Origin of the sequence: Haemophilus sp. HN_Hi10 (assembly GCF_049821985.1) — a bacterium.
In the GTDB taxonomy this organism is placed as follows: domain Bacteria; phylum Pseudomonadota; class Gammaproteobacteria; order Enterobacterales; family Pasteurellaceae; genus Haemophilus; species Haemophilus influenzae_D.
Map to the genome: position 1 here is coordinate 993,721 of NZ_CP187495.1, position 18,818 is coordinate 1,012,538.

At 38.5% G+C, this 18,818-nt stretch carries 18 protein-coding genes and 1 riboswitch; of the genes, 12 read left to right on the plus strand and 6 right to left on the minus strand.

Annotated elements, in window-relative coordinates:
* The first annotated feature begins 361 nt into the window (after nucleotides 1-361).
* From ACPT8Q_RS04925 to fbpC, 5 genes are all read left to right on the plus strand, one after another.
* Nucleotides 362-1,108, plus strand: coding sequence for a methyltransferase regulatory domain-containing protein (locus ACPT8Q_RS04925; protein ID WP_374955602.1), 747 nt, complete (start codon nucleotides 362-364; stop codon nucleotides 1,106-1,108).
* Nucleotides 1,081-1,239: a hypothetical protein gene (locus ACPT8Q_RS04930; RefSeq protein WP_374955601.1), complete on the plus strand. Its 159-nt coding sequence runs from the start codon at nucleotides 1,081-1,083 to the stop codon at nucleotides 1,237-1,239. The genes ACPT8Q_RS04925 and ACPT8Q_RS04930 overlap by 28 nt, the downstream gene beginning before the upstream one ends.
* 151 nt (nucleotides 1,240-1,390) lie before the next feature.
* Nucleotides 1,391-2,389, plus strand: a complete 999-nt coding sequence (locus ACPT8Q_RS04935) for an iron ABC transporter substrate-binding protein (protein ID WP_021035450.1) — start codon at nucleotides 1,391-1,393, stop codon at nucleotides 2,387-2,389.
* A 117-nt stretch (nucleotides 2,390-2,506) separates the two neighbouring features.
* Nucleotides 2,507-4,027 carry an ABC transporter permease gene (locus ACPT8Q_RS04940; protein WP_005664941.1) on the plus strand — a complete coding sequence of 507 codons (1,521 nt, stop codon included), beginning with the start codon at nucleotides 2,507-2,509 and terminating at the stop codon, nucleotides 4,025-4,027.
* Nucleotides 4,014-5,084, plus strand: coding sequence for a heme ABC transporter ATP-binding protein FbpC (gene fbpC, locus ACPT8Q_RS04945; protein WP_021035448.1), 1,071 nt, complete (start codon nucleotides 4,014-4,016; stop codon nucleotides 5,082-5,084). The genes ACPT8Q_RS04940 and fbpC overlap by 14 nt, the downstream gene beginning before the upstream one ends.
* Nucleotides 5,085-5,118: 34 nt before the next feature.
* On the opposite strand, the gene ACPT8Q_RS04950 is transcribed toward fbpC, so the two are convergent.
* The 3 genes from ACPT8Q_RS04950 to ACPT8Q_RS04960 are packed head-to-tail and all read right to left on the minus strand — an operon-like array spanning nucleotide 5,119 to nucleotide 7,306.
* The gene (locus ACPT8Q_RS04950; protein WP_061671338.1) at nucleotides 5,119-5,799 is read right to left on the minus strand and encodes a M15 family metallopeptidase; all 681 of its coding nucleotides are present in this window, start codon (nucleotides 5,797-5,799) and stop codon (nucleotides 5,119-5,121) included.
* A 1-nt stretch (nucleotide 5,800) separates the two neighbouring features.
* Entirely contained in the window at nucleotides 5,801-6,934 is a 1,134-nt protein-coding gene (gene dapE / locus ACPT8Q_RS04955; protein ID WP_050949364.1) for a succinyl-diaminopimelate desuccinylase, read from the minus strand.
* A 27-nt stretch (nucleotides 6,935-6,961) separates the two neighbouring features.
* A complete protein-coding gene (locus tag ACPT8Q_RS04960) occupies nucleotides 6,962-7,306 on the minus strand; it encodes an ArsC family reductase (RefSeq protein WP_050847244.1) in 345 nt (114 codons plus the stop codon).
* A gap of 132 nt (nucleotides 7,307-7,438) precedes the next feature.
* Here ACPT8Q_RS04960 and ACPT8Q_RS04965 point away from each other — a divergent pair, with 132 nt between their 5' ends.
* Complete coding sequence (locus ACPT8Q_RS04965) at nucleotides 7,439-7,606, plus strand: hypothetical protein (protein ID WP_168770120.1); 168 nt, start codon at nucleotides 7,439-7,441, stop codon at nucleotides 7,604-7,606.
* A 66-nt stretch (nucleotides 7,607-7,672) separates the two neighbouring features.
* Here the strand turns inward: ACPT8Q_RS04965 and htpG are convergent, their stop codons facing one another.
* Both htpG and ACPT8Q_RS04975 read right to left on the minus strand, forming a co-directional pair.
* Nucleotides 7,673-9,553 carry a molecular chaperone HtpG gene (gene htpG / locus ACPT8Q_RS04970; protein ID WP_061671339.1) on the minus strand — a complete coding sequence of 627 codons (1,881 nt, stop codon included), beginning with the start codon at nucleotides 9,551-9,553 and terminating at the stop codon, nucleotides 7,673-7,675.
* A gap of 121 nt (nucleotides 9,554-9,674) precedes the next feature.
* Nucleotides 9,675-10,736: an ABC transporter substrate-binding protein gene (locus tag ACPT8Q_RS04975; protein ID WP_050949366.1), complete on the minus strand. Its 1,062-nt coding sequence runs from the start codon at nucleotides 10,734-10,736 to the stop codon at nucleotides 9,675-9,677.
* A 52-nt stretch (nucleotides 10,737-10,788) separates the two neighbouring features.
* Nucleotides 10,789-10,878: riboswitch (TPP riboswitch) on the minus strand.
* Nucleotides 10,879-10,998: 120 nt separating this feature from the next.
* Here ACPT8Q_RS04975 and uvrD point away from each other — a divergent pair.
* From uvrD to ACPT8Q_RS05000, 5 genes are all read left to right on the plus strand, one after another.
* Entirely contained in the window at nucleotides 10,999-13,173 is a 2,175-nt protein-coding gene (gene uvrD, locus ACPT8Q_RS04980) for a DNA helicase II (RefSeq protein ID WP_050949367.1), read from the plus strand.
* 92 nt (nucleotides 13,174-13,265) lie between these two features.
* The gene (locus tag ACPT8Q_RS04985) at nucleotides 13,266-14,267 is read left to right on the plus strand and encodes an ABC transporter permease subunit (protein ID WP_050949386.1); all 1,002 of its coding nucleotides are present in this window, start codon (nucleotides 13,266-13,268) and stop codon (nucleotides 14,265-14,267) included.
* A gap of 14 nt (nucleotides 14,268-14,281) precedes the next feature.
* Nucleotides 14,282-15,169, plus strand: coding sequence for an ABC transporter permease subunit (locus ACPT8Q_RS04990; RefSeq protein ID WP_076773390.1), 888 nt, complete (start codon nucleotides 14,282-14,284; stop codon nucleotides 15,167-15,169).
* 9 nt (nucleotides 15,170-15,178) lie between these two features.
* On the plus strand, nucleotides 15,179-16,171 hold the full coding sequence (gene dppD / locus ACPT8Q_RS04995) for a dipeptide ABC transporter ATP-binding protein (RefSeq protein ID WP_044330457.1): 993 nt from the start codon (nucleotides 15,179-15,181) through the stop codon (nucleotides 16,169-16,171).
* 2 nt (nucleotides 16,172-16,173) lie between these two features.
* On the plus strand, nucleotides 16,174-17,157 hold the full coding sequence (locus ACPT8Q_RS05000; RefSeq protein ID WP_061671340.1) for a peptide ABC transporter ATP-binding protein: 984 nt from the start codon (nucleotides 16,174-16,176) through the stop codon (nucleotides 17,155-17,157).
* A 28-nt stretch (nucleotides 17,158-17,185) separates the two neighbouring features.
* Here ACPT8Q_RS05000 and ACPT8Q_RS05005 read toward each other — a convergent pair whose 3' ends face one another.
* Nucleotides 17,186-17,992: a DNA ligase gene (locus ACPT8Q_RS05005; RefSeq protein WP_050949388.1), complete on the minus strand. Its 807-nt coding sequence runs from the start codon at nucleotides 17,990-17,992 to the stop codon at nucleotides 17,186-17,188.
* A 205-nt stretch (nucleotides 17,993-18,197) separates the two neighbouring features.
* Here ACPT8Q_RS05005 and lpcA point away from each other — a divergent pair, with 205 nt between their 5' ends.
* A complete protein-coding gene (gene lpcA / locus ACPT8Q_RS05010; RefSeq protein ID WP_050949369.1) occupies nucleotides 18,198-18,782 on the plus strand; it encodes a D-sedoheptulose 7-phosphate isomerase in 585 nt (194 codons plus the stop codon).
* Nucleotides 18,783-18,818 lie beyond the last annotated feature (36 nt).

An 18,818-nucleotide genomic window follows, 5' to 3' on the forward strand; every position in this document is an offset into this window, starting at 1 on the left:
TCAAACTAAGTAATAAAACTACGTTACATCCTATTATTTTTGTAGATTTCCTCCGATTTACCCATCGTAAATCAACAAACATTTCCCCCGCTCTGTTTTTGTGTCAATTCACTTTACAATATTGCACTTCAAAAATATTGAAAATTTCTACATTAACAGGATAAATAATGGCAACTCAACTCAACTCAACTCAGCATAATCGCTACGATGAACTAGGATACTATTCAAAACCCTTTGCTTATACGAGTATTTCGCTTTTGGAAGGGAATGCGACCTTTGGGGATTAAAGTCGCCAGCACTCAAAGGGGCTAAAGTATTAGAATTAGGTTTTTCTTTTGGTGGTAACCTAATTTCTCAAGCAATTTATTATCCAGATACGGAATTTGTTGGCGTGGATTTAGCAGATAGTCAAATTACCCAAGGTAATGAAATTATTCAATCAATGGGCTTAACCAATGTGCGTTTAGAAACAAAAAATATTCTTGATATTACGCCTGAATTTGGCATGTTTGACTATATTATCGTGCATGGTATTTATTCTTGGGTGCCTGATAATGTGAAAGATAAAATTCTTGAAATTTGTCGTGAAAATTTAACCTCAAACGGTATTGCTTATATTTCTTATAATACCTACCCAGGTTGGAAAAGCCGCGAAGTTGCACGGGATATTATGCTTTATGCCAATAAATATACGCAAGATTTGCCACTTGCAGAACAAACTCGTCGTGGTAAAGTGGTGGTTCAATTATTTTCTGATGCGATTAAATCCATTGCCTCTGAAAAAATAAAAAATCATAGCCGAGTGGATAATTTTGATAGTATTCAAATACATAGTGATCATTATGTTGCACACGAATATCTTGAATACCACAATCATCCAATTTATCTTCATCAATTTGTGGATAGTGTCAATCAACATCAATTAGCTTATATTGGCGATACCAGTTTCCAACTTTCCTATATTTCTTGGATGCCTCACCATTTGAGAGAAATGATCGATCAATTATCTGAGACTGATTATGTCGCCCGTGAGCAATGCCTTGATTATCTTTACGATGTGGCATTTAGACGAAGTTTGTTATGTCATCAGCATTACAAGGCTATTTAATTCAAAATGAATATAAAGATATGAACAACAATGATAAGTTGATTGATGAAACTTATCATTGCACTGAGTTGTTTAATGCGCTTTGTGATGTATTAACAAGATTAGGTTATATCCAGCCTGTAAACCTATAATCTGTGGACGATGCGTGTTATGTACCGTTTTATTTTTCATCTAAATATTAACTTAAATTGAGAATTATTTGCATTTAAATGAAATTAGGCATAGAATAGCCGCAATTCAGTCTTAACTGAATAATTTGCACTCAACATAAGGAGCTTTTCAATGCAATTTAAACATTTCAAACTTGCTACCCTTGCGGCAGCACTTGCTTTTTCTGCTAATAGTTTTGCTGATATTACCGTTTATAATGGTCAGCACAAAGAAGCCGCTGTTGCAGTGGCAAAAGCCTTTGAACAGGAAACAGGCATTAAAGTTACGCTAAATAGCGGAAAAAGTGCGCAACTTGCAGGTCAATTAAAAGAAGAAGGCGATAAAACACCAGCCGATGTTTTCTATACTGAACAAACAGCGACTTTTGCCGATCTTTCTGAAGCAGGGCTTTTAGCACCAATTTCAGAACAAACCATTAAACAAACTGCACAAAAAGGCGTACCACTTGCACCGAAAAAAGACTGGGTTGCATTAAGTGGTCGTTCTCGCGTAGTGGTTTACGATCACACTAAATTATCTGAAAAAGATATGGAAAAATCAGTGCTTGATTATGCAACACCAAAATGGAAAGGCAAAATCGGTTATGTATCAACTTCTGGTGCGTTCTTAGAGCAAGTTGTTGCTTTAAGCAAAATGAAAGGGGACAAAGTTGCGCTTAATTGGTTAAAAGGCTTAAAAGAGAACGGAAAACTTTACGCGAAAAATAGTGTGGCATTACAAGCAGTTGAAAATGGCGAAGTGCCTGCTGCGTTAATCAATAACTATTATTGGTATAACCTAGCAAAAGAAAAAGGCGTGGAAAACCTAAAAAGCCGTCTTTATTTCGTTCGCCACCAAGATCCAGGTGCGTTAGTTAGCTATTCAGGTGCTGCAGTATTGAAAGCCTCTAAAAATCAAGCTGAAGCACAAAAATTCGTTGATTTCTTAGCGAGTAAAAAAGGTCAAGAAGCATTAGTGGCAGTGCGTGCAGAATATCCATTACGCACAGATGTGGTTTCGCCATTTAATCTTGAACCTTATGAAAAATTAGAAGCACCTGTGGTATCCGCAACAACAGCTCAAGATAAAGAGCACGCGACCAAATTAATTGAAGAAGCTGGATTAAAATAATCCAAATATTGCGTGTGTGGATTTGAAAAAATTCACGCACGCGTTTACAATTCTCTACCAAAATTAACCGCTTGCGTGCGTGAACTGAAAGGTTCACATTCCTAAAAGGATTTAACTTTGCCTCGCAGACCGCCATTCTGGCTCACTTTACTTATCATCTTAATCGGGCTTCCGTTATGTTTGCCGTTTCTGTATGTCATTTTACGTGCGACAGATGTGGGATTAATGCGAAGTGTTGAGCTATTATTTCGCCCTCGAATGGCTGAATTATTAAGCAACACAATGCTTTTAATGATTTGTGTTACTATCGGTGCTATTTCACTTGGCACGCTTTGTGCTTTTTTACTTGAACGTTATCGCTTTTTCGGTAAAGCTTTTTTTGAAGTGGCGATGACGTTACCCCTTTGTATTCCCGCCTTTGTAAGTTGTTTTACTTGGATCAGCCTCACATTCCGCGTTGAAGGTTTTTGGGGAACAATTGGTATTATGACATTAAGTTCGTTTCCTTTGGCTTATTTGCCCGTTTCCGCTATATTAAAAAGACTTGATCGTTCTCTTGAAGAAGTAAGCCTTTCGCTTGGTAAAAGCCCTGTGTATACCTTTTGGTATGCCATTTTTCCGCAACTTAAACCTGCCATTGGCAGCAGTATCTTACTGATTGCTTTACATATGCTGGTCGAATTTGGTGCAGTGTCAATTTTAAATTATCAAACCTTTACCACCGCCATTTTCCAAGAATATGAAATGTCTTTTAACAACAGCACTGCTGCATTATTATCCGCCGTTTTAATGGCGATTTGTGTACTTATTGTTTTTGGGGAAATTTTCTTTCGTGGAAAACAAACCCTTTACCACAGTGGAAAAGGTGTTACGCGTCCTTATCTCGTAAAAACACTTTCCTTTGGAAAACAATGTTTAACATTCGGATTTTTCTCTAGCATATTCATTTTAAGCATTGGCGTACCTGTAATTATGTTAATCTACTGGCTTATTGTGGGAACTTCACTCGAAAGTGCGGGCGATTTTTCAGAATTTTTATCGGCATTCAGTAATTCATTTATCATTTCAGGCTTAGGCGCATTACTCACTGTAATTTGTGCCTTGCCATTAGTTTGGGCAGCTGTTCGTTATCGTAGTTATTTAACGATTTGGATCGATCGCTTGCCATATCTATTACACGCAGTGCCAGGCTTAGTCATTGCCTTATCATTAATCTATTTTTCCATCAATTACGCTAATCACCTATATCAAACTTTTTTTGTGATTATCATTGCCTACTTTATGCTCTATTTGCCAATGGCACAAACTACATTAAGAGCGTCCTTGGAGCAACTTTCCGATCAAATCGAAAAAGTCGGTCAAAGTCTTGGGCGAAGCCCTTTCTATATTTTTCGCACCTTAACGTTACCAGCCATATTACCGGGTGTGGCAGCCGCATTTGCTTTGGTTTTTTTGAATTTAATGAAAGAGCTTACCGCCACACTTTTGCTCACACCAAATGATATTAAAACCTTATCCATTGCCGTGTGGGAACATACCAGCGATGCACAGTATGCTGCCGCAACCCCTTATGCGTTAATGCTCGTTCTTTTTTCGGGTATTCCTGTATTTTTATTGAAAAAATATGCGTTTAAATAAAATGATAAATAATCCGTTATTAACCGTTAAAAATCTCAATAAATTTTTTAATGAACAACAAGTTCTGCACAATATTTCATTCAGCTTACAACGCGGAGAAATCCTCTTTTTACTTGGTGCTTCAGGCTGTGGGAAAACAACCTTATTGCGAGCGATCGCAGGCTTTGAACAACCCAATACTGGCGAAATTTGGCTAAAAGAGCGGTTAATTTTTGGCGAGAATTTTAATCTGCCAACGCAACAACGCCATTTAGGTTATGTTGTGCAAGAGGGCATACTTTTTCCTCACTTAAGTGTCTATCGCAACATTGCTTACGGATTAGGCAATGGCAAAGGAAAAAATAGTGAAGAAAAAACGCGAATTGAACAAATAATGCAACTCACGGGTATTTTTGAACTGGCGGATCGCTTTCCACATCAACTTTCGGGCGGGCAACAACAACGCGTAGCATTGGCACGCGCTTTAGCCCCGAATCCAGAACTGATTTTATTAGACGAGCCTTTTAGTGCCTTAGATGAACATCTTCGCCAGCAAATTCGCCACGAAATGCTCCAAGCCCTACGTCAAAGTGGTTCGTCTGCGATTTTCGTTACTCACGATCGTGATGAAGCCTTACGCTACGCTGATAAAATCGCCATTATTCAGCAAGGTAAAATTTTACAAATCGACACGCCTCGCACACTTTATTGGTCGCCTAATCATCTTGAAACAGCAAAATTTATGGGAGAAAGTATTGTTTTACCTGCAAATCTGATCGATGAAAATAACGCTCAATGCCAATTAGGCAATATTCCTGTAAAAAATAACTCAATCTCTCAAAAACAAGGTAAGATTTTGCTTCGTCCAGAACAATTTAGCCTGTTTAAAACATCGGAAAATCCAACCGCACTTTTCAATGGGCAAGTGAAACAAATCGAATTTAAAGGGAAAATTACCGCTGTTCAAATTGAAATTAATGGCTACGCAATATGGATTGAGAACATAATTTCCCCTGATTTATCTATTGGCGATAATTTGCCTGTTTATTTACATAGAAAAGGGCTTTTTTACGCTTAACAATAAAGCCTTATCTTCACGATAAGGCTTATTTTTAAACAATATATTCAGAAAAAATTTGTTCAAGATTTGATATTAAACAGTCTGCCCCTAAAATATTTTCTCCTTTCCATGCCTGTTGTAAAATATCTGGAGAAAATTGCTGGCTTGCCAATTCAGCTAACGGCAAATAACTGATATGCCAAGGCTCCCGCCCCACTTTCTTATTGGACTGCATATTTATAAAAGGCAAAGCAAAATCAAAGTGCGGTAAATTTTCCGTAAGAAATTCACTCAATTCAAAGAAATAGCCACCTTTTTCATATTCCCAAGGCTCCAGTTGTAAAGATTGCTCTTGTGGCAAAAGATCAGGATCGAAAATATCCACTTCCGTCCCCCAATGATGACGGCTAGCTGCTGGCAATGCAGACCAACGTAAAATCGCCTGACATTTTTGCCAGTCATCTAATTGGTTCAAATCTAATGCCTTGCCTGCGTCATCGTGTACTTTTCTCTCGCCCTTAAATTTGCTGTTCCAAATAAGCTGTTGGCGTTCAAAATCACGAAAACTGCTCGCAGGCTGTAAATTAAAGCCATTTTTCGCCGCACTTTGTTGCAACCCTTGAAATGCGTTCACAACTTGCATTTGCAAAAAATGATTTGAGGAATGAGTTGTGGGTAAATTGATTAAATGCTCACGAGACTTTCCTGTAAGCATTTCTGGCGTTAATTTCATTTTAGCTATCCAATAAATTCACTAACATTTTGTGATAAATTTCACCGCACTTGCCAAGATCTTCCACGCTGACACATTCATCGACTTTATGAATAGTTGAATTTAACGGGCCAAATTCCACTACTTCAGCGCCCATCAATGCAATAAAACGACCATCTGACGTACCACCACCTGTTTCAGTTTGTGGCGTTATGCCTGTGATTTCCTCAATAGCGGAGGTTATCAAATCCAATAATTTACCCGGTTTCGTTAAAAACGGTTTACCTGATAAATTCCATTCAATACGATATTTCAAATTGTGTTTTGCTAGCATTTCAGCTACTTTTTGCTTGATGATTTCATCCGTGACTTCTGTGCAATAACGCAAATTGAACTGAATATATAACTCGCCTGGAATCACATTATTACTTCCTGTGCCCGCATGAATATTAGCAATTTGTAGGCTTGTGGGTGGGAAAAATTCATTACCTTTATCCCATTGATAGGTCGTTAATTCTTGCAAAAACGGGGCTGCTTTATGGATTGGGTTTTCAGCTAAATGCGGATAGGCTACGTGCCCTTGAATACCTTGAATATAAAGATTTCCTGTAATTGAGCCTCGGCGACCATTTTTGACAACATCGCCCAAGTTTTTAGCACTAGACGGCTCGCCAACCATGCAATAAGTAATTTTTTCATCACGCGCCATTAAAGTCTCAACCACACGCACAGTACCATCTTTTGCAGTCGCCTCTTCATCAGAGGTAATCAATAATGCAATGGTGCCTTTATGATTAGGATTTGCTTTTACATATTCTTCTGCTGCCACAATCATTGCTGCAAGGGATCCTTTCATATCCGCCGCACCACGCCCATAAAGCATGCCATCAATAATATCCGCAGAAAATGGCGGAGACGACCATTGATTTTCATCGCCAGTAGGCACAACATCCGTATGTCCTGCAAACGCAATAACTGGCTCGCCCGTTCCGTGTTTTGCCCACAAATTCAACGTATCATTAAAAGGCATCCATTCAATTTGAAAACCTAACTTTTCTAAACGTTCGGCAATAATTTGCTGACAGCCTTCGTCATTCGGGCTAATAGACGGGCGACGAATTAAATCTTGCGCCAACGAAATCACTTTTTCTTTCATAAAAACTCCTAAGAAAATAACCGCACTTTAGGCAAAAGCAGCCTGATATTCCTTTTCATTAAAACCAATTAATGCCTTCCCATCTTGTAAAATAATTGGGCGTTTAATTAAAGTTGGATTTTCCTCCAACACGGAAAGTGCGGTCGTTTTATCAAGAGAATTTTTAACTTGCTCATCCAAATTACGCCAAGTTGTACTGCGTTTATTCACTAACACATCCCAGCCAAATTGAGTTTCCGCTTGGGTTAAAAAATTCAAATCTAAACCATCAACACGGTAGTCGTGAAGTTTGTGTTCAATGTTGTGATCCGCCAGCCATTTCAACGCTTTCTTCACTGTATCGCAATTTTTAATGCCGTAAACTGTAATCATATTTTTCTCTCTTATTTGTTATTTGGCTGAGTATTATAACTGAAAAACAACCAATAATTCGAAGAAAAAACAGATGAAAAAAGTCGCTTAGTCAGGCATAATATTGTCAATATTCACAGTAAGGAGTCTCAAATGGAACTTACTTTTAAACAAATTTCTGATTTACTCAAAACGCAAAAAAAAGACGAGGAAGCATACGCTTTTAGTTTGGAAGAACGACAATTAGCTGCAAAAGCAAGTTCGGAAACTTGGCAAGCTATTTTAAATCATAAAATTGAGCCATTCGATTTTAAAAAATAGAGTTGATTATGCTGCCAACATACGATGTTTAATAAGCCCGATTAAATCGGGCTTATTTATTTTTAGTTAGCCTAATAATTTATTTATTCTTTTAATAAACGCAGCTGGGTTTTCCAAAGAACCTCGCTCTGCTAACATAGCTTGTTCGAGCAACAATTCCACCCAATCAGAAAATTCTGTTTCATCTGCAATCTCAGCCACTTTTTTCACTAAGTGGTGTTCTGGATTAAGTTCAAAAGTGTATTTTACTTCTGGAACAGGTTGCCCTGCGGCTGCAAACAATTTCGCCATTTGAGTCGTCATTTGATCATTATCCGTAGAAACCACCGCTGGTGTATCCGTTAAATTGTGAGTTAAACGCACCGTTTTCACACGTTCGCCAAGCAAGTTTTTCACACGCTCAATAAAACTACCAAAGGCTTCATCTTGTTGTTTTTGTGTTTCAGATTCTTTATCCGCTAAATCGCCTAAATCCAAATCGGCTTTCGTGATACTTTGTAATTGTTTACCGTCAAATTCAGTTAAATAGCTTAACATCCATTCATCAATGCGATCGGAAAGTAATAAAACCTCAATGCCTTTCTTATTGAATAATTCCAAGTGCGGACTATTTTTCGCTGCAACATAACTATCTGCTGTAATGTAATAGATAGCTTTTTGCCCCTCTTTCATACGCGAGATGTAATCTTCTAAAGACACAGTTTGCTCGCTGCTATCATTATGCGTTGAAGCAAAACGCAATAACTTCGCGACAGTTTCTTTATTAGCAAAATCTTCTGCAGGGCCTTCTTTCAAGACTAAACCAAACTCTTTCCAGAATTGGAGATATTTTTCTGTATCATCTTTTGCTAATTTTTCTAGCATTTGTAATGAACGCTTAGTTAATGCTTTGCGTAATGCAGCAGTAATTTTGTTATCCTGTAAAATTTCACGAGATACATTTAATGGCAAGTCATTGCTATCGATTAAACCACGCATAAAACGTAGATAATTCGGCATAAATTGCTCAGCATCATCCATAATAAATACGCGTTGAACATAAAGTTTTAAGCCGTGTTTATGTTCGCGATTAAATAAATCCCAAGATGCTTTAGCTGGCACATAAAGCAAACTAGTATATGCTTGATTTCCTTCAACTTTGTTATGCGCCCAAGTGACAGGATCTGCAAAATCATGGCTTAAATGTTTGTAAAACTCTTTGTATTCCTCATCGGAAACATCATTTTTAGAACGCGTCCAAAGTGCATCGGATTTATTAATTTTCTCCCATTTTTCACCGCACTCTTTGCCTTCATCATCGTATTCTTTCGTCAGCATTTCCACTGGCAAACCAATATGGTCAGAATATTTACCGATAATTTCACGCAAACGCCATTCGTTTAAAAATTCTTTTTCATCTTCACGTAAGTGCAAAATCACATCAGTGCCACGGGATTTTTTCTCAATATCCGCCACAGAATATTCGCCTTCACCCGCAGATTCCCAAAGCACCGCTTTATCCGCCTCTTCACCAGCTGCTCTAGTTTTTACAGTCACTTTATCTGCCACAATAAAAGCTGAATAAAAACCCACACCAAATTGCCCAATAAGTTGGCTATTTTTTGCTTGGTCTTGGCCAAGTGCGGTTAAAAATTCTTTTGTTCCTGATTTTGCAATCGTTCCCAAATGATCGATGACTTGCTCACGGGTCATGCCAATTCCGTTATCACTAATTGTAATAGTGCCTTTATCCGCATCAAAGCTAACACGCACACGCAAGTCGCCATCGCCTTCATATAAAGCAGGGTTGGAAAGCGCTTTAAAGCGTAATTTATCTGCCGCATCAGAGGCATTAGAAATTAATTCACGTAAGAAAATTTCTTTGTTGGAATACAAAGAATGAATCATTAATTGGAGGAGTTGTTTGACTTCAGATTGGAAGCCACGAGTTTCTTGATTTTGTGACATAATTTTTTCCTTCATAAAGATAAAAATTGAACGTCACAGATATAAGAATAAAAAGAAAGATTTCAAGGGGAAAAGCAAAGTGCGGTGAATTTTCACCGCACTTTTATCAGGCTAACATCAATTACTCTTTTCTTTCCTTCACATTTTCAACCCAGCGTTCTATTAATCGTTTCGCCTCTTGATCCGAACCAAATTTGATGAAATCAATATCAAGTAGTTTAAGTTTTGCTGGCTCTGAAAGATGTGGATGCGCTTTGGCATGAATATTTGTTGGCAGTTGGTAAGAATCCGCCTCACGCCAATGAATTTCTTGGGCTTCAGCAGAAAGAACAAAATCGACAAAGCGTTTAGCATTCTCTAAATTGCGTCCATTTTTAATGATACTGACCGCCCCTAACGTATAGCCTATGCCTTCGCAAGGTAAAGTACCAATAACTGGCGCACCTTTATCCTTTTCACGCACATAAGTATGCATAAAACCAATATCAACAGCGGCTGCGCCCGTAGAAATATTAGCCGTTGCTAATCCAGTTTTCGTGTATTGAGCAATGTTTTTGTCAAGTTCTTTCAAATAAGCAAAGGCTTTATCTTCGCCCATAATTTCAATTAAAGTTGTAAGAATAGTGTAGCCAGTGCCCGATACTCGAGGATCTGGATATTGAATTAACCCTTTAAATTCTGGTTTTAATAAATCAGCATAACATTGAGGTTTCGCGATATTTTTTTCAGCTAGCAGTTTTTCATTCATCCCAATGCCAAGCTCCATAAGATAAATAATCGACGTAGTATCGCCACGTTGTTCCGTGAGCTTTTTGAATTGAGGCATAATTTCTTTTTGCAGAGGCGAACGATAAGTTTCTAACAAACCTGCATCTCGTGCTTGAAAGTGCGGTTCCAATGTACCGCCATACCACACGTCTGCTTGTGGATTTTCTTTTTCAGCTTTGATTTTGCCTAATACAGTCCCAGTGCTATTACGCACAAACTGAGTGTCCACATTATATTTTTTGCTAAAAGCGCGAGCGACTTTTTCACAAGTCGTGTTTTGGACGCTGCAATACAGCACTAATTTGCCTTCTGCTTGAGCAGGGGTTGATAAACTTAATCCTAATAAGCCGCAACCAAGCACGCTGGAAAGTGCGGTCAATTTAAAAGAATTTTTTAAAGAAAAAGAGAGTGTCATGATGCATCCTTACTTATATGAATACAGAAAAAAGTAAGTCAGCCCTTTAAGTAAGAAGGAGAGATTAGTTTCCTACGCCAGTGCTAACTGTTTCAGGTTCACGGGTATTTTCTCAGCGATGTCCGCACCCCGACTAACCGTGAATCAATATAAGTTGTAATACTATTTTTGTAAAGTCGGATAAGTTTATGATTTTCTTGATTGTGATATAAAAAAATTAGACTTATAATTCCTGTAAATTTGAACAGATAAAAATTTCATCATGGATATTTCTGAATTACTTGACGGACTTAACGATAAACAACGCAAAGCCGTAGCTGCTCCTCTTGGTAATCACTTAGTGCTAGCTGGTGCAGGCTCTGGTAAAACGCGCGTATTGACGCACCGTATCGCTTGGTTAATTGCGGTAGAAAATATTTCTGAAGGCAGTATTATGGCGGTAACGTTTACCAATAAAGCGGCAGCAGAAATGCGTCATCGTATTCAATCTACCCTTGCCAAACACGCACAACATCAATTATTTGGTATGTGGATTGGAACCTTTCATAGCATTGCCCATCGTTTATTGCGAGCCCACCATTTAGATGTAGGATTGCCACAGGATTTCCAAATTTTGGATTCAGAAGATCAACTTCGTTTAATTAAACGGTTATTAAAATTACATAATTTTGATGAGAAAGCTTTTCCGCCGAAACAGGCTTGTTGGTACATCAATAACAAAAAAGATGAAGGCTTGCGACCAAACGACATTGAAGATTTTAATGATCGTCAAGAACGTGAATGGATTAAAATTTATCAGATTTATCAAGACACTTGCGATCGCGCAGGATTAGTCGATTTTGCTGAATTATTAATTCGATCCTATGAATTATTTGAGAAAAAACCATTGATTTTGCAACGTTATCAACAACGTTTTCAGCATATTTTGGTAGATGAATTTCAAGACACCAATAAAATCCAATATAAATGGATCAAAATTCTCGCAGGAAAAACAGGCAAAGTAATGATTGTGGGCGATGATGATCAATCTATTTATGGCTGGCGTGGCGCACAAATTGAAAATATTCAAAAATTCTTGAAAGATTTCAAAGCAGAAACCATTCGTCTTGAACAAAACTATCGTTCTACCGCCAATATCCTAAACAGCGCAAATGAATTGATTGCAAACAATAGTGATCGTCTCGGTAAAAATTTATGGACAGAGGGTGAAAAAGGCGATCCCGTGGGCATCTATGCTGCCTTTAATGAATTAGACGAAGCAAAATTCGTTGCTTCACAAATTCAGGATTGGGTAGAAAATGGCGGAAAACTTGATGATTGCGCTGTACTTTATCGTAGTAATAGTCAATCACGGGTTATTGAAGAAGCCTTAATTCGTTGTCAAATTCCATATCGTATTTATGGCGGTATGCGTTTCTTTGAACGTCAAGAAATTAAAGATGCGTTAGCCTATCTTCGTTTGATTAATAATCGTCAAGATGATGCGGCTTTTGAGCGTGTAATTAATACGCCAACCCGTGGCATTGGCGACCGCACTTTAGATATATTGCGTAACTTAACACGCGAACGCCAAATTACCTTATGGCAAGCAGTACAAGTCGCAACACAAGAAAATATGTTGGCTGGACGAGCCTCAACAGCCTTATTACGTTTCCAAGAATTAATTAATTCATTACAACTTGATATCGCAGAAATGCCACTTTTCGCACAAACTGATTTTGTGATTAAACATTCGGGCTTATATGAAATGTATCAACAAGAAAAAGGCGAAAAAGGCGAAGTGCGTATTGAAAACTTGGAAGAATTAGTTACCGCAACCCGTGAATTTATTAAACCTAATGATGCGGAAGAAATGACCGAACTCACTGCCTTTTTAACTCACGCTTCCTTAGAAGCTGGCGAAGAACAAGCCTCTCCGCATCAATCCTGTGTAGAAATGATGACGTTACACTCTGCGAAAGGCTTAGAATTTCCTCGTGTATTTATGGTGGGCGTAGAAGAAGGATTATTCCCAAGTTTTCGTTCTTTTGAAGAACCCAGACGTTTAGAAGAAGAACGTCGTTTAGCTTATGTTGGTATTACTCGCGCGAAGAAAAAACTGACAATTTCTTATGCAGAAAGCCGTCGATTATATGCAAAAGAAGAACGTCATTTACCATCGCGTTTTATTGCAGAATTACCGCAAGAATGTATTCAAGAAATTCGTTTACGAGGGACAGTCACTCGAGCAATGAACCTTGCAAAAGTCGGGTCGGTATCCCCTGTAAGTAAAAATGAATGGAAAATGGGACAAAAAGTCAAACATGAAAAATTTGGTTTCGGCACAGTGATTAATGTTGAAGGTTCTGATAACAATACGCGTCTCCAAATTGCTTTCCAAGCACAAGGCATTAAATGGCTTATTGCGCATTTGGCAAAACTGGAAAAAGTGCGGTAGAATCCAGAAGCGTTTTATTTTTTACCGATGAATTTTTTTTTGAAAAGTGCGGTGGATTTTTACCGCACTTTTATTGTCTATTGAGTGCTGGAATGTTTAAATTTGTTTTCAAACGTATCTTAATGGTGATCCCTACTTTTATTGCCATTACTTTTATTACCTTTGCCCTTGTGCATTTTATTCCTGGTGATCCTGTGGAAATTATGATGGGGGAACGTGGCTTAACGCCAGAAGCACATCAACAAATGATGCATCAATTAGGCTTAGATCTTCCTTTATACCAACAATATTTCAATTACATCGGGAATGTGTTGCAGGGGGATTTCGGTGCATCGTTCCGCACTCAACAACCTGTTCTTAGTGAATTTTTTACGCTTTTTCCTGCTACCGCTGAATTAGCATTTTTTGCGTTATTTTGGTCATTATTAGGCGGCGTTATTTTAGGCACAATTGCCGCAGTAAAAAAAGACAGTTGGATTTCTCACACGGTTACAGTAGCATCGCTCACAGGTTATTCTATGCCAATTTTCTGGTGGGGTTTAATTTTAATTTTATATGTTTCGCCACAACTTGGTTTACCGCAAGGCGGACGTTTAGATAATGAATTTTGGATCGATACACCAACAGGATTTATGCTTATTGATAGCTGGCTTTCAGGTGTTTCTGGTGCTTTTGAAAATGCAGTGAAATCTCTAATTCTTCCTGCCATCGTATTAGGCACAGTTCCTCTTGCCATTATTACTCGTATGACACGCTCTGCGATGTTGGAAGTATTAGGCGAAGATTACATTCGCACGGCAAAAGCAAAAGGTTTAAGCTATACTCGAATTGTTATTGTTCACGCATTGCGTAATGCGTTAATTCCTGTTGTTACTGTAGTGGGATTAATTGTAGGTCAATTGCTTTCTGGTGCAGTTCTCACCGAAACCATTTTCTCTTGGCCAGGAATTGGAAAATGGATTATTGATGCTATTCAAGCCCGTGATTATCCAGTATTACAAGGTTCTGTACTGATTATTGCGACGATTATTATTGTGGTAAATTTAACCGTCGATTTACTTTACGGCGTGGTCAATCCGCGTATCCGTCATTAATTGTGGGAGAAATTATGTCTGACACGCCTTCAACTTTCGCGCCGAAAACGCCCTTGCAAGAATTTTGGTTTTACTTCAAACAAAATCGTGGTGCGCTAATTGGCTTAATCTTTATTTTACTGGTTGCCTTAATCAGCATTCTCGCGCCTTATATTGCGCCTTTTGATCCAACGGAGCAAAATCGTACCGCACTTTTACTGCCTCCCGCTTGGTATGAGGGCGGCAATCCTGCCTATTTACTCGGGACAGATGATATTGGGCGAGATATTCTTTCGCGCATCATTTACGGAACACGAATTTCCGTCTTTGCGGGATTTGTCATCGTATTGCTATCCTGTGCCTTTGGCACCAGTCTTGGCTTGATTTCTGGCTATTATGGCGGCGTGCTAGATACAATTATCATTCGCCTAATTGATATTATGCTCGCGATTCCAAACTTGCTTTTGACGATTGTGGTCGTCTCTATTTTAGAGCCATCACTCGCCAACGCCACTTTAGCTATCGCCGTTGTGTCAATTCCTAGCTATGTGCGTTTAACTCGAGCAGCCGTGATAAATGAAAAAAATCGTGATTATGTGACTTCATCTAAAGTGGCTGGTGCAGGTATTTTACGCCTCATGTTTATTGTGATTTTACCAAACTGTTTAGCCCCTTTAATTGTGCAAATGACAATGGGTATTTCTAATGCGATCTTAGAACTCGCGACACTTGGTTTCTTAGGCATTGGGGCAAAACCGCCAACACCAGAACTTGGCACAATGCTTTCAGAAGCACGTGGTTTTATGCAAGCGGCAAACTGGTTGGTTACAATTCCCGGTTTAGTGATTTTATCTTTGGTATTAGCTTTCAACTTAATGGGCGATGGCTTGCGTGATGCCCTTGATCCAAAACTCAAACAATAGGAAAACAGAATGGCATTATTAGACGTAAAAGAACTTTCTGTTCACTTTGGCGATAAAAAAACGCCATTTAAAGCAGTGGATCGTATCAGCTATCAAGTTGCACAAGGCGAAGTGCTTGGCATTGTGGGAGAATCGGGATCAGGGAAATCTGTTAGCTCTCTCGCAATTATGGGATTAATTGATCATCCTGGGCGTGTATCGGCAGAATCCTTGCAATTTGAAAACACAAATTTACTTACTTTAGATCATAAAGCCAAACGTCAGCTTATTGGTGCTGATGTTGCGATGATTTTCCAAGATCCGATGACAAGTTTAAATCCAGCTTATACTGTGGGTTTCCAAATTATGGAAGCGTTAAAAACTCACGAGGGTGGCACAAAAAAGGCGAGAAAAGACCGCACTTTAGAGCTTTTAAGATTGGTTGGTATTCCAGATCCTGAATCTCGAATGAATGTTTATCCCCATCAGCTTTCTGGCGGTATGAGCCAACGTGTGATGATTGCGATGGCAATTGCCTGCAGACCTAAATTATTGATTGCTGACGAGCCAACCACCGCATTGGACGTGACTATTCAAGCACAAATTATGGAACTCTTACTTGAATTACAAAAGAAAGAATGTATGTCCCTAATTTTGATTACTCACGATCTAGCACTTGTGGCAGAAGCGGCTGATCGAATTATCGTGATGTATGCTGGACAAATCGTTGAAGAAGGCACCGCAAAAGATATTTTCCGCGATCCAAAACATCCTTACACGCAAGCCTTGTTACGTTCATTACCAGAATTTGCAGAAGGAAAATCTCGCTTAGCGTCATTACAAGGTGTAGTACCTGGAAAATACGATCGCCCAACAGGCTGCTTATTAAATCCTCGTTGCCCTTATGCCACTGAATACTGCCGCCAAGTTGAACCTCTATTGCATCAGATCGGTTCGCGTAAAGTAAAATGCCATACTCCGCTGAACGAGCAAGGCAATCCCGTTGAATATCAAGGAGCTTAATAATGACGAATGAAATAAAAGAAAATGCGCCATTATTAAATGCGATTGGCTTAAAAAAATATTACCCTGTAAAAAAAGGCTTGTTTGCAAAAACACAGCAAGTAAAAGCCTTAGACGGTGTCTCTTTTCAGCTTGAACGTGGTAAAACTTTAGCTGTCGTGGGGGAATCTGGTTGTGGAAAATCAACGCTAGGACGTTTACTAACCATGATTGAACAACCAACCGAAGGCGAGCTGTATTACAAAGGGCATAATTTTTTAGAAAATGATTCTGAAACAAAAGCACTACGTCGTAAAAAAATTCAGATTGTTTTCCAAAACCCTTATGCGTCATTAAATCCACGTAAAAAGATTGGTTCAATTTTGGAAGAACCATTAATTATCAACACAAAACTTTCCGCCAAAGAACGGCGAGAAAAAGTTTTATCGATGATGGAAAAAGTGGGATTGCGAGCTGAATTTTATGACCGTTATCCCCATATGTTTTCAGGTGGACAACGCCAACGCATCGCCATTGCACGTGGTTTAATGTTAAATCCTGATGTTGTCGTTGCCGATGAACCTGTTTCTGCATTGGATGTTTCCGTGCGTGCGCAAGTACTGAATTTAATGATGGATTTACAAGATGAATTAGGCTTGTCTTACGTGTTCATTTCACACGATCTTTCTGTGGTAGAACATATCGCTGATGAAGTGATGGTAATGTATCTAGGTCGTTGTGTCGAAAAAGGAACAACAGAGCAAATCTTCTCTAATCCTCAACATCCTTATACCAAAGCGTTACTTTCAGCGACACCACGTTTGTCGCCAAACTTGCGCCGTGAACGTATAAAGCTGACGGGCGAATTGCCAAGTCCGATTAATCCGCCCAAAGGCTGTGCATTTAATCCTCGTTGTTGGAAAGCGACAGAAAAATGCCGTGAAAATCAACCGCACTTAGAGCAACATACTGATGGCAAATTAATCGCTTGTTTCCATATTGATTAAATTCATTTTGTCAGACTAATAAATAGGCTCATTTTTTCTCTCGCCAATAGGTTGCAAATCGAGGTTTTCCATTATTCGTAAGACCTCGATATTTATAAGTAATCACAGATCCTATCGGAGGGGGATTTTCTCGTTCGTTTAAGTTAAAACCCGAACCGATTTTAAATTCTCCCCGATGATTTTTACAAGTTAAAGCACCCATCACATTTTCAAATTGTCCTTTGCCTTTATGGTGTGCAATGACTGTACATTCTTCATCTCGTGCTGTTTTTAATTTTAAAATTTGTGAGCTTCGCTTACGTTCATAAGGAGCATTGGGGTTGCGTACAACAACGCCCTCGCCTTGCAAATTTTCGACTTGTGCAAGAAATTGATATAAATGGGTTTTATCTTTAACAGGAATTTGCTCAATAATTTCAATATAAGTTGTGGGATATTCAACTAAATACGCTTTCAATTTAGCTAAACGCTCAAATAAATTCCCCTCTGCATCAGGTACATCAAAAACATACAATTTAAGTTTTTCCCAACCCTCGCCTTTGAAAGATTTTGTGATGGATGAAATTTCCTCAAAATGATTTCGCTCACTAAATAATTCGCCATCAATGGCAAAAGGCGGAAAATCCTTAATGAAATAGGCGGGCGGCGATAAAGGTTGCCCCTGTCGGGTTAATAATTGCTTTCCATTCCAATAACCGCGTACGCCATCTAACTTTTCAGACATTACCCAACCCTCTATGGGTTGATTATTGTAGGTATGAAGAAGCATTAAATCTGAGTTAGCAAAAGCAAAAGAACTCGCCAAGAAAAGTAACAAAGTGCGGTAAAATTTCATTGTGTTTTTGAAAATTAAAAGGCTAATAAGTTTACGCAAGATAAACATATCTTGAAAAATCCCCAACCATTCAAACTTATTTTTTCGATCTAAATCGCAAAAAATCATCATTTCATCGAAAAAAGATGAATTTTTATTTACGCTAGCGAAGAATCTTCATCTGCTATACAATGCCATCGCAATTTTATGCTAAAAGGAGCAATCAATGTATTTAGATCAAATCAAAGCAGAACTTGTGGAAGCACAAGATGTGTTAAACAAATTTATTGCTGATGAAAATAACATTAAATTAATTCAAGAAGCCGCATTATTAATTTCCAACAGTTTCAAGCAAGGCGGAAAAGTGCTTTCTTGTGGTAATGGCGGTTCGCACTGTGATGCGATGCATTTTGCAGAAGAATTAACTGGTCGTTATCGTGAAAATCGCCCTGGTTATCCCGCTATTGCGATTTCAGATGCAAGCCATTTAAGCTGTGTAAGTAATGATTTTGGCTATGAATATGTATTTTCACGCTATGTTGAAGCGGTGGGTCAAAAAGGCGATGTGTTATTCGGTTTATCAACTTCAGGCAATTCAAAAAATATCTTAAATGCTATTGAAGCGGCAAAAGCAAAAGGAATGAAAGTGATTGCGATGACAGGCAAAGATGGCGGAAAAATGGCAGGATTAGCAGATGTTGAAATTCGCGTATCCCATTTCAGTTATGCAGATCGTATTCAAGAAATCCATATCAAAGTCATTCATATTTTAATGATGTTAATTGAGTTTGAAATGGCAAAACAAGCCTAAAGTGCGGTTGATTTCAATCAAGTTTTTAAAATCCCA